This is a genomic window from Rhizobium sp. JAB6, from assembly GCF_003024605.1.
Classification (GTDB): Bacteria; Pseudomonadota; Alphaproteobacteria; order Rhizobiales; family Rhizobiaceae; genus Rhizobium.
Map to the genome: position 1 here is coordinate 667711 of NZ_PYJQ01000009.1, position 13994 is coordinate 681704.

Annotated in this window: 14 protein-coding genes; 7 read left to right on the forward strand and 7 right to left on the reverse strand. The window is 60.3% G+C overall.

Annotated features, from left to right (window positions below; all coding sequences use genetic code 11):
* Positions 1–55: 55 nt before the first annotated feature.
* Positions 56–1558 carry a glycerol kinase GlpK gene (glpK, locus tag C7U61_RS13190; protein WP_106998500.1) on the reverse strand — a complete coding sequence of 501 codons (1503 nt, stop codon included), beginning with the start codon at positions 1556–1558 and terminating at the stop codon, positions 56–58.
* Between the two features lie 231 nt (positions 1559–1789).
* Between glpK and C7U61_RS13195 the strand changes: the two genes are divergently transcribed.
* The 3 genes from C7U61_RS13195 (at position 1790) to xdhB (ending at position 6698) form a co-directional block, all read left to right on the forward strand.
* Positions 1790–2566: a 3-hydroxybutyrate dehydrogenase gene (locus C7U61_RS13195; RefSeq protein ID WP_106998501.1), complete on the forward strand. Its 777-nt coding sequence runs from the start codon at positions 1790–1792 to the stop codon at positions 2564–2566.
* 65 nt (positions 2567–2631) lie between these two features.
* Complete coding sequence (xdhA, locus tag C7U61_RS13200) at positions 2632–4098, forward strand: xanthine dehydrogenase small subunit (RefSeq protein ID WP_106998502.1); 1467 nt, start codon at positions 2632–2634, stop codon at positions 4096–4098.
* Between the two features lie 260 nt (positions 4099–4358).
* Entirely contained in the window at positions 4359–6698 is a 2340-nt protein-coding gene (xdhB, locus tag C7U61_RS13205) for a xanthine dehydrogenase molybdopterin binding subunit (protein WP_106998503.1), read from the forward strand.
* Between the two features lie 256 nt (positions 6699–6954).
* Here the strand turns inward: xdhB and C7U61_RS13210 are convergent, their stop codons facing one another.
* Complete coding sequence (locus C7U61_RS13210) at positions 6955–7158, reverse strand: hypothetical protein (RefSeq protein WP_106998504.1); 204 nt, start codon at positions 7156–7158, stop codon at positions 6955–6957.
* Positions 7159–7260: 102 nt separating this feature from the next.
* On the opposite strand from C7U61_RS13210, the gene C7U61_RS13215 reads away from it, so the two are divergent.
* A complete protein-coding gene (locus C7U61_RS13215; protein ID WP_106998505.1) occupies positions 7261–8157 on the forward strand; it encodes a LysR substrate-binding domain-containing protein in 897 nt (298 codons plus the stop codon).
* 3 nt (positions 8158–8160) lie between these two features.
* On the opposite strand, the gene C7U61_RS13220 is transcribed toward C7U61_RS13215, so the two are convergent.
* A complete protein-coding gene (locus C7U61_RS13220; protein ID WP_069612748.1) occupies positions 8161–8496 on the reverse strand; it encodes a hypothetical protein in 336 nt (111 codons plus the stop codon).
* A gap of 215 nt (positions 8497–8711) precedes the next feature.
* Here C7U61_RS13220 and puuD point away from each other — a divergent pair, with 215 nt between their 5' ends.
* From puuD to C7U61_RS13235, 3 genes are read left to right on the forward strand one after another with little or no spacing between them, the layout of a single operon-like run.
* Entirely contained in the window at positions 8712–9950 is a 1239-nt protein-coding gene (gene puuD, locus C7U61_RS13225) for a urate hydroxylase PuuD (protein WP_106998506.1), read from the forward strand.
* Positions 9947–11254 (forward strand): guanine deaminase, encoded by a 1308-nt coding sequence (gene guaD / locus C7U61_RS13230; RefSeq protein ID WP_106998507.1) that lies wholly within the window; start codon positions 9947–9949, stop codon positions 11252–11254. The genes puuD and guaD overlap by 4 nt, the downstream gene beginning before the upstream one ends.
* 47 nt (positions 11255–11301) lie before the next feature.
* Complete coding sequence (locus C7U61_RS13235; protein WP_106998508.1) at positions 11302–12468, forward strand: alpha-hydroxy acid oxidase; 1167 nt, start codon at positions 11302–11304, stop codon at positions 12466–12468.
* Here C7U61_RS13235 and C7U61_RS13240 read toward each other — a convergent pair.
* The 4 genes from C7U61_RS13240 to C7U61_RS13255 all read right to left on the reverse strand — a co-directional run bounded on the left by C7U61_RS13240 (position 12437) and on the right by C7U61_RS13255 (position 13988).
* Positions 12437–12703: a Txe/YoeB family addiction module toxin gene (locus C7U61_RS13240; protein WP_106998509.1), complete on the reverse strand. Its 267-nt coding sequence runs from the start codon at positions 12701–12703 to the stop codon at positions 12437–12439. The two genes, C7U61_RS13235 and C7U61_RS13240, sit on opposite strands and share 32 nt — an antisense overlap.
* Before the next feature lie 7 nt (positions 12704–12710).
* Positions 12711–12971, reverse strand: a complete 261-nt coding sequence (locus C7U61_RS13245) for a type II toxin-antitoxin system prevent-host-death family antitoxin (RefSeq protein ID WP_106998510.1) — start codon at positions 12969–12971, stop codon at positions 12711–12713.
* A gap of 163 nt (positions 12972–13134) precedes the next feature.
* On the reverse strand, positions 13135–13491 hold the full coding sequence (uraH, locus tag C7U61_RS13250; RefSeq protein WP_106998511.1) for a hydroxyisourate hydrolase: 357 nt from the start codon (positions 13489–13491) through the stop codon (positions 13135–13137).
* Entirely contained in the window at positions 13488–13988 is a 501-nt protein-coding gene (locus tag C7U61_RS13255) for an ureidoglycolate lyase (protein ID WP_106998512.1), read from the reverse strand. Before C7U61_RS13255 ends, uraH begins: the two co-directional genes overlap by 4 nt.
* Between the last annotated feature and the right edge of the window lie 6 nt (positions 13989–13994).

The window sequence follows — 13994 nt, forward strand, 5'->3', positions numbered from 1 at the left end:
AAAATAAAGAAATCTTACACGATATAACCTGGGGTGAGCGGCCGATGAGGGCCGATCACCTCTGCCGTGTACTCAAAGTGCGCGAGACGGCATTCTTCCAGCCCTTGAGCTTCGCGTTTCGGGTCTTGTCATCCATGCCGGGCTCGAACCGCCGATCGCGCGCCCAGGCCTTGGCGAAGCCCGCGCGATCCGGCCAGACGCCGGCGCGGCTGCCAGCAAGCCAGGCGGCACCCAGCGCGGTCGTTTCGAGGATCGTCGGGCGGTCGACCGGAGCATTGAGCAGATCGGCAAGCCGCTGCATCGTCCAGTCGGAGGCGACCATGCCGCCATCGACGCGCAGTACTGTCCCTTGCCCGTTGCCGTTGCGCCAATCCCTATGCATGGCATCCAGGAGGTCGCGCGACTGATAGCAGACGGCCTCCAGCGCCGCCCGGACGATCTCCTCCGGGCCTGTGTTGCGGGTCAACCCAAAGATTGCGCCGCGAGCATCCGGGTCCCAATGCGGCGCCCCGAGCCCGGTGAAGGCAGGCACCAGATAGACCTCCTGCAGCGGATCGGCCTTTGCCGCCAGTTCGCCGGAATCCGAGGCCCGCCGGATGGCCTTCAAGCCATCGCGCAGCCATTGTACCGCAGCGCCTGCGATGAAGATCGAGCCTTCGAGCGCATAGGTCGTCTCGCCATTCAGCCGATAGGCGATGGTGGTCAGCAGGCGGTTCTTCGAGCGCACCATGTCCGCGCCGGTATTGAGCAGCGCGAAGCAGCCGGTGCCATAAGTGGATTTCATCATGCCGCGTTCGAAGCAGGCCTGGCCGATCGTCGCCGCCTGTTGATCGCCGGCAACGCCGAGGATCGGGATCTCCGCGCCGAAATGCGCAGTGTCCATGACACCGAAATCGGCGGCGCAATCCTTCACTTCGGGCAGCATCGCGGCGGGAACGCGCAGGATATCCAGCAGCTCCTCGTCCCATTCGTTCGCGCCGATATTGTACATCAGTGTCCGCGAGGCGTTGGTCGCATCCGTGACGAAGCTCCTGCCCCCGGTCAGCCGCCAGATGAGGAAGCTATCGACGGTACCGAAGCAAAGCTCGCCCTTGGCGGCACGCGCCCGCGCGCCCTTCACGTTGGTGAGCAGCCAGGAGAGCTTGGTGCCGGAAAAATAGGGATCGAGCAGCAGGCCGGTGCGGCGGGTGAAGAGCTTTTCCAGGCCCCGCCGCTTCAGCTTCTCGCAATAGCTCGCTGTGCGGCGATCCTGCCAGACGATGGCATTGTGGATCGGTTTGCCGGTCTCGCGATCCCAGACGACGACAGTCTCGCGCTGGTTGGTGATGCCGAGGGCTGCAATATCCTGGGCGGTGATGCCGGCAGCCTCGATCGCCTTTCCGACGGTGACGAGAACGGACGACCAGATTTCTTCCGGATCGTGCTCGACCCAGCCGGGCTTCGGATAATGTTGGGTGAATTCCTGCTGCCCGACACCGGCAACCTTCATCTTGCCGTCGAAAACGATGGCCCGCGTCGACGTCGTTCCCTGATCGATCGCCAAGACATAACCGCTCATACAGTCCTCCCGCCTGTTGCATCCCGAAGCAACAGATACGCGAGCAAAACGAATGTGAAAAGAAAGCAAAACGAAATTTTTCGCTGGATATGCGCTTTCCCGTTCGTTGCATCCCGCTGAGCGCCCGCGAAAGCTGTCTGTGGCAACGCGATTGCCATATCCCGAGGTTTAGGACTAGGCTGAAACAGTTTTGCACCGCAGCAGGAAGCTGCGCTGTCCAGGGAGAAGATCATGGCAAGAACAGTTGTCGTCACCGGTTCCACGAGCGGTATCGGTCTCGCCATCGCGGCCGCCTTCGCCGCCAAGGGCGATAACGTCGTCATCAACGGTTTTGGAAAACCAGAGGAAATCGATGGGATCAAGACGAAGCTGGAAGCTTCCGGCGGCGGCAAGGTAATCTATCATCCGGCCGATATGACGAAGCCCGCCGAGATCGCCGATCTGATCGCGACCGCCAACTCCACCTTCGGCAGCGTCGATGTTCTCGTCAACAATGCCGGCATTCAGCATGTCGAAAAGATCGAGGATTTCCCCATCGAGAAATGGGATCAGATCATCGCGATCAATCTCTCCAGCTCCTTCCATACGATCCGTGCCGCCATTCCGCTGATGAAGGCAAAGAGGTACGGGCGCATCATCAACATCGCTTCTGCGCATGGCTTGGTCGCCTCGCCTTTTAAATCCGCCTATGTCGCGGCAAAACATGGTATATTGGGCCTCACCAAGACGGCAGCGCTGGAGCTTGCCGAATTCGGCGTGACGGTGAATGCCATTTGCCCCGGCTACGTCCTGACCCCGCTTGTGGAAAAGCAGATCCCGGATACCGCCAAGGCACGCGACATGACCGAGGAGCAGGTCAAGAACGAAGTCATCCTCAAGGCCCAGCCGACGCACGAATTCGTCAAGGCCGAGGAGATCGGTGCCCTGTCGCTCTACCTTGCAAGCGACGAGGCACGCCAGGTCACCGGCACACACGTCTCGATTGACGGTGGCTGGACCGCGGAATAACCATTTGCCGTTAGGGCCGGATTCGTTCGCGCATCCGGCCCGGCCAACAGATAAACGGGAACGACATGAGCGACAGCATCCGCTTTATCCTCAATGGCGAGGATATCACCCTATCCAGTCTGCGCCCTACCGAGACGCTGCTCGATTTCCTGCGTCTCAACCGGCGCCTGACAGGAACGAAGGAAGGATGCGCGGAGGGCGATTGCGGCGCCTGCACGGTGCTTGTGGGACGGCTGATCGATGGCGGGCTGCATTATGAAACCGTCAATGCCTGCATTCGCTTCGTCGGCTCGCTGCATGCAACCCATATCGTTACCGTCGAGCATCTTGCCGCCCAGAACGGCACGCTTCACCCGGTGCAGCAGGCCATGGTCGATTGCCACGGCTCGCAATGCGGTTTCTGCACGCCTGGCTTCGTCATGTCGCTGTACGGTCTGTGGCTGACGACGGAAAAGCCCAGCCGGGCCCAGATCGAAAAGTCGCTCCAGGGCAATCTCTGTCGATGCACGGGCTACGAGCCGATCGTCAAGGCGGCCGAACAGGTCAGCCAGAAGCGGCCGAGCGCGCTCTTCGATCCCCTCGAAAAGACGAGAGCCGATATCATCGCCCGCCTCTGGGCCATGCAGGGCGGCGATACGATAGAGATTGCCGAGGGCGAGGATCGTCTCATCGTGCCCGGTTCAGTATCGGCACTGGCGCAGGTGCTTGCCGACGAGCCCACGGCGACCATCGTCGCCGGCTCGACCGACGTCGGTCTATGGGTCACCAAGCAGATGCGCCGGCTGAACCCGGTCGTCTTCATCAACCACCTGGCCGATCTGCAGAAAATTACCGCTGACGATGCGGGCCTGACCATCGGCGCCGGCGTCACCTATAGCCGCGCCTTTGCTGTCATTGGCGAAAAGATCCCGGCCTTTGCCAACCTCATCAACCGTATCGGCGGCGAGCAGGTGCGCAATATGGGCACGATCGGCGGCAATATCGCCAACGGCTCGCCGATCGGCGACACGCCGCCGCCGCTGATTGCGCTCGGCGCGACCGTGAAGCTCCGCTCGACGGCGGGGACGCGCAGCCTGCCGCTCGAAGATTTCTTCATCGACTATGGCAAGCAGGACCGGCATACCGGCGAGTTCGTGGAAAGCATTTTCGTACCCTACCCTGCCGACGAGGCTCATTTCGCCGTTTACAAAATCTCCAAGCGCCGCGACGAGGATATTTCGGCTGCGTGCGGCGCCTTCCATCTGTCACTGGATGCCGCTGGCAATGTCGCCGACATCCGCATCGCCTTCGGCGGCATGGCCGGCACGCCGAAGCGCGCCCGCACCGTCGAGGCGGAATTGATCGGCAAACCCTGGACGGAGACGACGGTGACTGCCGCACGCGATGCCTTCGACGCCGATTACACGCCGCTGACCGACTGGCGCGCCTCAGCCGAATACCGCCAGCTGACCGCCAAAAATCTTCTCATCCGCTTCTACCTGGAGACATCAGGCGCACCGCAGGAACTGAAGCGTTTCGAGGTGCTTGCATGATGAGGGATTTCGAATTTATTCGACCGTATTTCTTTGACACGGCACGGCACCTTTCGCCGGATGACGGCAGCCGCTTCCTTCCCCCTTCTCCCCTCGGGGAGGAAGTGCCCGAAGGGCGGATGAGCGGGTTACGCAGCAAAGAGCAACCATCCTTCCATCTGGTCTCGACACACGCATCGCTTCGCGATGCATCCCCCTCATCCGGCCTGCCGGCCACCTTCTCCCCACTGGGGAGAAGGGAAACCGCGGAGGCCTAAGCCATGGACAAATCCACCTTCGAAGAAGCCAAGGTTGTCATCAACGGCTCGATGCATGGATCGCTGCGCCACGACTCCGCGCACAAGCACGTGACCGGAGCCGCCGATTACATCGATGACATTCCCGAACCTGCCGGCCTCCTGCACGGCGCGCTCGGCCTTTCCGACCGAGCCCACGCCGAGATCGCTGGCATCGATCTCTCGGCCGTAAAGGCCTATCCAGGCGTTGTCTGGGTCTTCACCGGCGCCGATATCCCCGGCATCAACGACACCAGCTCCAACGGCATGCATGACGAACCGCTGTTGGCCGAGACCAAAGTCGAATTTCACGGTCAGCCGATCTTCGCCGTTATCGCCGAGACCCGCGATGCTGCCCGCCGCGCCGCCCGCCTTGCCAAGATCGATTATCACGACCTCCCGCATTGGAGCGATATCGATGGCGCGCTCGCCAACGGCGCTCCGCTCGTCTACGAGCCGATGACGCTAAAGCGCGGCGAACCCAAAACCGAGATGGCAAATGCCAAGCACCGCATCAAGGCGCAGATGCGCATCGGCGGTCAGGAGCATTTCTACCTTGAGAGCCATATCGCCATGGCAATCCCAGGCGAGGACGACGAAGTCGCCGTCTGGTCCTCGACCCAGCATCCGAGCGAAATCCAGCATATCGTCGGCCATGTCCTCGGCATTCCCTCCAACGCCGTGACCGTCAACGTCCGCCGTATGGGCGGCGGTTTCGGCGGCAAGGAAACACAGGGCAACCAGTTTGCGGCGCTTGCCGCCGTCGCCGCCAAGAAACTCGGCCGTGCCGTGAAATTCCGGCCCGACCGGGACGAAGACATGAGCGCGACCGGCAAGCGCCATGATTTCCTCGTGGATTACGAAGTCGGTTTCGACGACGAAGGCCGCATTCATGCGGTCGACGCCACCTATGCCGCACGCTGCGGCTTCTCCTCCGACCTTTCAGGCCCGGTGACCGACCGAGCGCTGTTTCATGCGGATTCCAGCTATTTCTACCCGCATGTGCATCTGGTCTCGAAGCCGCTGAAGACGCATACCGTCTCCAACACCGCCTTCCGCGGCTTCGGCGGCCCACAGGGCATGGTCGGCGGCGAACGCATGATCGAGGAGATCGCCTATGCGCTCGGCAAGGATCCGTTGGAGGTTCGGCGCGCCAATTTCTATGGCCAGCCGGGCTCCGGCCGGACACTGACCCCCTATCATCAGGAAGTCACGGACAACATCATCAACCGCATCGTCGACGAACTCGAACAAACCTCCGACTATCAGGCGCGGCGCAACGCCATCATCGAATTCAACCGCTCCAGCCGCTTCATCCGAAGGGGGATTGCGCTGACGCCGGTAAAATTCGGCATCTCCTTCACCATGACCGCCTTCAATCAGGCGGGCGCGCTGGTGCATATCTATCAGGATGGCTCCATTCACCTGAACCACGGTGGCACCGAAATGGGCCAGGGCCTCTATACGAAGGTGGCGCAGGTTCTTGCAGACAGCTTCCAGGTCGATATCGACCGGGTGAAGATCACAGCGACCACGACAGGCAAGGTGCCGAATACGTCGGCGACGGCCGCTTCGTCCGGCTCCGACCTGAACGGCATGGCAGCCTATGACGCCGCGCGGCAGATCAAGGAGCGGTTGGTAGTCTTCGCGGCCGAGAAATGGGGCGTAGGCACCGAGGAAGTGCAGTTCCTGCCGAACCGCGTGCGTGTCGGAGAAACGGAGATCCCCTTCCCCGATTTCGTCAAGCAGGCCTATTTCGCTCGCGTCCAGCTGTCGGCCGCCGGCTTCTACAAGACGCCAAAGATCCATTGGGATCGCAAGGCCGGCCGCGGCACGCCCTTCTACTATTTCTCTTATGGCGCCGCCTGCTCGGAAGTGTCGATCGATACGCTGACCGGCGAATACCTGATCGATCGCACCGATATCCTTCATGACGTCGGTCGCTCCCTCAACCCGGCGATCGACATCGGCCAGGTCGAAGGTGCCTTCGTGCAGGGCACGGGCTGGCTGACGACCGAAGAGCTCTGGTGGGATGCGAAGGGCCGCTTACGCACCCACGCGCCATCCACCTACAAGATCCCGCTTGCTTCCGATCGGCCGAAGATCTTCAACGTCCGACTGGCGGAATGGTCTGAAAATACGGAGGCGACCATCGGCCGCTCGAAGGCTGTGGGCGAACCGCCCTTCATGCTCAGCATATCCGTATTGGAGGCCCTATCGATGGCGGTTGCCAGTGTCGCGGATTATCGCATCTGCCCGCGCCTCGATGCGCCGGCAACACCCGAACGGGTGCTGATGGCTGTCGAGCGGCTGAAACGGATGTGATTGCCCTCCTGCAAAACAAGGGAGCTGCATTTGACGCAGTCCTCCTCTGACATCTCCCCCACAAGGGCAGGGCTGTCGCATATAGGGCGGATCGGCACCGAAAATTCCTTCTCCCCAGCGGGGAGAAGGTGGCCCGAAGGGTCGGCTGAGGGGGTTACCGATTTGAATTCATGGGTTTTCGTAGTCTTGGCGGGCACCCCCTCCCCACAAACCCATGGTCTCGACTCATAACCAACTTTTCGACTGCCTCTGCCACCTACAGCGGTCGGCTGTCATCATAACGCGGCTCACGCCCATCCAGAAATCCAAGGTCCCGCTTCAGCCGGTCCGGCATCTCGTCGAGATCGAGATGCGGCGACGGCTCAGCGTGCTTGCCGAAGGCCTGCGCCAACGATTCCACAAGACGAGCCAGAATCCTTGGCCTTGCGGTTTCCACCTCCTCCACGACATAGCAATCCATGATAACACCTCAGTCCGATCAATGATGTGAATTGCAGTCTGTCGCGGAAAATGCTGAAATTCCAATCGAACTATCGTCTGCATACATAAAGAGAACTTATCCATGAAGCTCTCCAAACGCTTTCCGCTGAATGCGCTCCGCGTTTTTGAGGCTGCCGCGCGGCACGGCAGTTTCACACGCGCCGGCGAAGAGCTTGGCATGACGCAGACGGCGGTCAGCTATCAGATAAAATTGCTGGAGGAGACCGTGGGCGAACCGCTATTCCTGCGTCGCCCGCGGCAGATCCTGTTGACCAAGGCCGGAGAACAGCTTGCACCCAAAGTGGCGGAAGCCTTTGCCATGCTGCAGGAGGCCATGACCTCGATCAGCGGCGAATCCGAAACGACGCTATGCATCCATTCCACTCCAACCTTCGCCTCTCAGTGGTTGGCCCGTCATATCGGTTCCTTTCAGCTGAAGCATCCCAATATCGCCGTCCGGCTGGACACTTCGGCCTCGATCATCGACTTCGCCCGGGAGGGCTCCGACATCGCCATCCGCGCGGGCCGTGGCCAATGGCCGGGTCTGCGCGCGCACCTGCTGATGAAGGTCTATTTTACGCCGATGCTGAGTCCCGCGCTCGCTGACACCATCGGCGGCATACATGAGCCGGCAGACCTCCTGAAGCTCCGCATCATCGACGCAGGCGACCCCTGGTGGGCCCAATGGTTTAGGGAAGCCGGCGTTCCCGACCCCGGTCTTCAGGGCCGGCCGCGCAGCAGGCTCGGCGCCCAGTCCTTCGAGGCGAGCGCGGCATTGGCCGGTCAGGGCGTCGCCATCCTGACCCCGGAATTCTATGCGGATGACCTGGCGTCCGGCCGGCTCATCCAGCCCTTCGATATTCTCTCATCCGACAACACCGACTACTGGATCGCCTATCCGGAAAACAGGCGTCATACGCCGCGAATCCGCGCCTTCAGGGACTGGCTCCTCTGCGAATTCGGCATGCCGCTGGAATAGCGCTCAATAATCCATGTCGGGTGCATAAAAGCAACGCGGTGTATTCTCGTCCGGGAACAGACAGAGATGATAAGCTCCATCGGGCGAACGCATCGTTTTCTGCTGCGGCAGATTAAAGATATGTGCGTGCGTTATGTAGCGATGATCGCCGGGATTGAGCGTCACTCGGTAGCCGCCGGGTACAATGGTGACCGTACGTGAGGGAATCATCTCGCAATCGCCCGTCTTGCTGTCGCCATTGCAACAATACGGGTCGTAGGACCAGCCGGAGGGCGCCTCGTGCGCCAGGGCGAAGGCTGCGGAGAGGAGAAAAAATACGAACGTCAGAATACCACGCATGGGCAATTCTCCGTCGAAAAAATAGACGGCTGCCGCGGACACGGCCCGCTCCAAGCAGCCAAGGGCATTTTATTAAAAAACTGCCATAATCTGATCTAATGCGCCCTCGGCGCTAGACAAGACCGCGGCTTTTTACCGGCACATCAAACACCCCTCTTCCATCCGCTCTCAACATTCTGCAAGGTACCGAGTCGGAGGAAGAAAAGGGGAACTGAATGTATGAATACGCCATAACGTGGGAATGGCTGGCCTTTGCCGCCCGCTGGTTCCACGTCATAACCGCCATTGCCTGGATCGGTTCGTCTTTCTACTTCATCGCGCTCGATCTCGGACTGGTGAAGCGCCCGCATCTGCCGCCCGGCGCCCATGGCGAGGAATGGCAGGTTCACGGCGGCGGCTTCTATCATATTCAGAAATATCTCGTCGCCCCCGCGCAGATGCCGGAGCACCTGACCTGGTTCAAATACGAGAGCTATTTCACCTGGCTTTCCGGCTTTCTGATGCTGTGCATCGTCTATTACGGCGGCGCCAACCTCTTCCTGATAGATCGGCACGTGCTCGATGTCAGCGTTCCCGTCGCGATCCTGATTTCGCTCGCCTCGCTCGCTGGCGGCTGGATCATCTATGACCTGCTCTGCAAGTCGCCGCTCGGCAGCAATACCTGGGGATTGATGATCGTGCTTTACGCGGTCCTGGTCTTCATGGCTTGGGGCTACACGCATCTCTTCACCGGCCGCGCCGCCTTCCTGCATCTCGGCGCCTTCACCGCAACGATCATGTCGGCCAACGTCTTCATGATCATCATCCCCAACCAGAAGATCGTCGTCGCCGATCTCATTGCCGGCCGCACGCCCGACCCGAAATACGGCCGCATCGCCAAGCAGCGCTCCCTGCACAACAACTACCTGACGCTGCCCGTCATCTTCTTCATGCTGTCGAACCACTATCCGCTGGCCTTCGGCACGCAGTTCAACTGGATTATTGCAGCGCTGGTGTTCCTGATGGGCGTCACCATCCGTCACTGGTTCAACACGACGCATGCGCGCAAAGGCCGCCCGACCTGGACCTGGATCGTCACAGTCGTCCTCTTCATCGTCATCATGTGGCTTTCGACCGTTCCAAAGGTGCTGACCGGCGAAAAAGAAGCCAACGCTGTCTCGCCTGCCTTCCAGCAATTCGCCTCCGATGCGCATTTTCCGGCGGTCAAGCAGATGATCTCGGCGCGGTGCTCCATGTGCCATGCGTCCGAACCCCTCTATGAGGGGATTGTCCGCCCGCCGAAGGGTGTAACGCTGGAAAATGACGCGGAAATCGCTATGCATGCCCGGGAGATCTATATCCAGGCGGGCCGCAGCCATGCCATGCCGCCCGGCAACGTCACCGACGTCACGCCGGAGGAACGCAAGCTGCTGGTTGCCTGGTTCGAAAGCTCCATCGGAGAAAAGAGCCAATGACTACCCTTCTGCGCGGCCGCCTGCTTTCCTTCAAGCGCCTGCCGCAAGGCCTCGATGATACCAACAGCTACGCCTATGAAAGCGATGGCGGTCTGCTGGTCGAAAACGGCCTGATCGTCGCGACCGGCCCCTATGCCGATATCAAGGCGCAGGCGCCGAAAGGTGCAACCGAAATCGACCATCGGCCGCATCTGATCCTGCCCGGCTTCATCGACATGCACCTGCATTTCCCTCAGATGCAGGTCATCGCCTCTTACGCCGCCAATCTCCTGGAATGGCTGAACACCTATACTTTCCCCGAGGAATGCCGCTTCGTGGAAAGCGCGCATGCGCAGCGTATCGCCAGGCATTTCTACGACGAGATGATCCGCCACGGTACGACGACGGCGGTAGCCTATTGCTCGGTTCACAAGACCTCCGCCGACGCCTATTTTGCCGAAGCCATGCGCCGCAACATGCGCGTGGTCGGCGGCAAGGTGATGATGGATCGCAACGCCCCGCAGGGTCTGCTCGATACGCCCGAGATGGGCTATGACGAGACCCGGCAGGTCATCGCCGACTGGCACGGCAAGGGCCGCAACCACGTTGCCATCACGCCGCGCTTTGCCATCACCTCGACGCCGGCGCAGATGGAGGCGACCGCCGCGCTTGCCCGCGAATTCCCAGAGCTGCACATTCAGACGCATCTTTCCGAGAACGATGACGAGATCAAGTTCACCTGCGAGCTCTATCCGGACGCGATCGACTATACCGATATCTATGCCCGCTACGGGCTGCTTGGCCCAAAGAGCCTGTTCGGCCATGCGATCCACCTTTCCGATCGTGAGGCCGATGCCATGAGCGAAGCCGGCGCGGTCGCCGTCCACTGCCCGACCTCGAACCTCTTTCTCGGCTCCGGTCTCTTCCCGCTGAAGGCGCTGGCGCGCCGCGAGAAGCCCGTTCGCATCGGCGTCGCCACCGATATCGGCGGCGGCTCCAGCTATTCCATGCTGCGCACCATGGATGAGGCCTACAAGATCCAGCAGCTGCTCGGCGAACGCCTGAATCCGCTGGAAAGCTATTATTACATGACCCGAGGGAATGCTGAGGCCCTTTCCCTCGTCGACAAGATCGGCACGCTCGATGCCGGCACCGAAGCCGATCTTATCGTCCTTAACGCCGCCGCAACGCCGGCCATGGCGCTGAAGATGGAGGTGACGAAAAGCCTCACCGAAGAGCTGTTCCTGCTGCAGACGATGGGCGACGATCGCGCCGTCGTCGAAACCTATGTTGCCGGAAAGCCGATGAAATCGATCCTGCAATGAGGCAATCCGAACCCGCCGCACGATAATCTTTCAGAGGGCAGATAGCCATGACCGCGCCGCTTACCATCGCTGAACTGAAGACGCTTGCGCAGCGGCGCGTGCCGAAAATGTTCTTCCAATATGCCGATTCCGGCTCCTGGACGGAATCAACCTATCGCGCAAACGAGGCTGATTTCGCCAAGATCAAGCTGCGCCAGCGCGTCTTCGTCGACATGTCCGACCGATCGCTTGCAACCACCATGGTCGGCCAGAAGGCCTCGATGCCGGTGGCGCTCGCGCCCACCGGCCTCACCGGCATGCAGCACGCCGATGGCGAGATGCTGGCGGCGCGGGCGGCGGAGGAATTCGGCATCCCCTTCACGCTCTCGACGATGAGTATCTGCTCGATCGAGGACATCGCCTCGGTGACGAAGCAGCCCTTCTGGTTCCAGCTCTACGTGATGAAGGACCGCGATTTCGTCCTGAACCTGATCCATCGCGCCAAGGCGGCGAAATGCTCGGCGCTGGTGCTGACGGCCGACCTGCAGATCCTCGGCCAACGCCACAACGACATTCGCAACGGGCTTTCGGCACCGCCGAAAATGACGATAAAGAACCTGTGGCAGATGGCAACCCGGCCCGGCTGGTGCATGAACATGCTGAAGACCAAGCGGCATTCCTTCGGCAATATCATCGGCCATGCCAAGGATATTTCCGACATGACGACGCTGTCGCACTGGACACATTCGCAGTTCGACCCCAAGCTTTCCTGGAGCGATGTCGCCTGGATCAAGGAGCAATGGGGCGGCCCGCTGGTCATCAAGGGCATTCTCGACGTCGAAGATGCCAAGGCGGCCGTCGATACCGGCGCAGACGCCATCATCGTCTCCAATCATGGCGGCCGGCAGCTCGACGGCGCCCATTCCTCCATCAGCATGCTGCCGCGGATCGTCGATGCCGTCGGCGACAGGATCGAGGTCCATATGGATGGCGGCATCCGTTCAGGCCAGGATGTGCTCAAGGCCATCGCGCTCGGCGCCAAAGGCACCTTCATCGGCCGCCCCTTTCTCTACGGCCTCGGCGCCATGGGCAAGGAAGGAGTAACGCTCGCGCTCGAGATCATCCGCAAGGAACTGGATATTTCCATGGCCCTTTGCGGCAAGCGGGATATCAACGCGGTGGATCGGTCGATTCTTGCTGAATTTAGTAGTGGAAGCGACATTGCAAAACTATAAGGGTTTGCCGATCGCCTTCACCTTCAACTTTGTAAATCAGCCGATGCTCTTGCGTGATGCGACGTGACCATTGCCCTTTGAGTTGATTGCGCAGGGGCTCTGGTTTGCCGAGTCCCTCAAAAGGGTGGCGTAGCGCGTCCCGTAAAAGGTCGTTGATTCGAACGGCTATTTTACGGTCTCGTTCCTGCCAATATAGATAGTCTTCCCAAGCATGTGCGTGCCAGGCAAGCAACATGACGAGCTTACTTCGGATCGAGCAAATCGTGAGAAACGAGGTTCTTTCCCTCGTTTGCGTCGGTGATCGCTTCCATCAATCTCGCCGCATTTGACGGTGTCGACAGGACATGAAGCGTCTCGATGATTCCTTCATATTCTTCCTTGTCGATCAGAATGGCTGATGGCTTATCACGACGAACAATTTCCACGGCGACACGATCCTGCGCGACTTCATCAAGCAAGCTAGCAAGTTCATTTCGGGCTGCTGAAAACATGACCGTTCGCATGTTATGCTCCTGTGCCTACACTTGTACAATAAATGGTACAAGTCCAACTTGAAGTCAAGGAACAACCCAACGCAGCCAAGCTGTCGCCAGGTCACTCGCCCACTCCTCGCGGTAGCCGAGGTCGTGTGGCAGAGATAGGCCTCATTCTGGTAAACCGCAAATCTCAGCTCCCGCGATAGGTGGAATAGCCGTAGGGCGAGATCAGCAGCGGCACGTGGTAATGCGCCGTCGTATCCGCAATGCCGAAGCGGATGGGTACGAGATCGAGAAAAGCCGGCTCCGGCAGCTTGGTGCCGCTGGCGCGCAGATAGTCCCCGGCCCGAAACAGCAATTCATAGGTACCTGCGACGAAGCTTTCGCCGACGAGGATTGGACCGCCATCCACGCGGCCGTCCGAGTTGGTCGTGACCGTCTTCACATGCCTGCGGGCATCGCCTTCGATCCTGAAGAGATCGATCACCAGACCTTCGGCCGGCTTGCCCAGAGCGGTATCGAGTACATGAGTGGTCAGTCCCGTCATAGCGTCGGTGCTCCGATGATGAAGGGCGTGTCGAAGAAGTGCTCTTCCAGATTGTTTCCAGGCCCATCGCGATCCACGATAAGGAAATCGCTCGGCTCGTCGAGTGCCATCAGCGGATAATGCCAGACATTGACCCGATAGTTCACGCCTTGGTCGCCCCGCGCCAGGAAGACTTGCGGTCTGCCGGGCTTGCCGTTCTCATCCTCTGCGACAACGACGAGGAACGGCCGGCCGTTCAACGGCACGAAACATTGGCTGCCGAAGGGATGGCGCTCCATCATGTCGATCGAGAAGGGAAAGGCACGCGGCTGGCCGCGAAAGAGGTTCAGGATGACCCGCGCGCCCTCTCCGATAGCCTCGGCGCGGGACAAGGCATGGAAGCGCTCGGTCGTACCGCCGTTGATGAATCGCATGGTTGCCGGATCGGCCTCGATGACATCGCCGAACGGCGCGAATGCGGCCCTTGTCAAAGGATTGATATCGAGATGCTGTGTCATTGAATG

Coding starts and splice junctions, on each gene's coding strand:
- guaD (WP_106998507.1), top strand. CDS start 9,947: ATGACTACCCTTCTGCGCGGCCGCCTGCTTTCCTTCAAGCGCCTGCCG.
- uraH (WP_106998511.1), bottom strand. CDS start 13,491: ATGACGGGACTGACCACTCATGTACTCGATACCGCTCTGGGCAAGCCG.
- C7U61_RS13235 (WP_106998508.1), top strand. CDS start 11,302: ATGACCGCGCCGCTTACCATCGCTGAACTGAAGACGCTTGCGCAGCGG.
- C7U61_RS13210 (WP_106998504.1), bottom strand. CDS start 7,158: ATGGATTGCTATGTCGTGGAGGAGGTGGAAACCGCAAGGCCAAGGATT.
- xdhA (WP_106998502.1), top strand. CDS start 2,632: ATGAGCGACAGCATCCGCTTTATCCTCAATGGCGAGGATATCACCCTA.
- C7U61_RS13195 (WP_106998501.1), top strand. CDS start 1,790: ATGGCAAGAACAGTTGTCGTCACCGGTTCCACGAGCGGTATCGGTCTC.
- C7U61_RS13245 (WP_106998510.1), bottom strand. CDS start 12,971: ATGCGAACGGTCATGTTTTCAGCAGCCCGAAATGAACTTGCTAGCTTG.
- C7U61_RS13255 (WP_106998512.1), bottom strand. CDS start 13,988: ATGACACAGCATCTCGATATCAATCCTTTGACAAGGGCCGCATTCGCG.
- C7U61_RS13215 (WP_106998505.1), top strand. CDS start 7,261: ATGAAGCTCTCCAAACGCTTTCCGCTGAATGCGCTCCGCGTTTTTGAG.
- C7U61_RS13240 (WP_106998509.1), bottom strand. CDS start 12,703: ATGTTGCTTGCCTGGCACGCACATGCTTGGGAAGACTATCTATATTGG.
- xdhB (WP_106998503.1), top strand. CDS start 4,359: ATGGACAAATCCACCTTCGAAGAAGCCAAGGTTGTCATCAACGGCTCG.
- puuD (WP_106998506.1), top strand. CDS start 8,712: ATGTATGAATACGCCATAACGTGGGAATGGCTGGCCTTTGCCGCCCGC.
- C7U61_RS13220 (WP_069612748.1), bottom strand. CDS start 8,496: ATGCGTGGTATTCTGACGTTCGTATTTTTTCTCCTCTCCGCAGCCTTC.
- glpK (WP_106998500.1), bottom strand. CDS start 1,558: ATGAGCGGTTATGTCTTGGCGATCGATCAGGGAACGACGTCGACGCGG.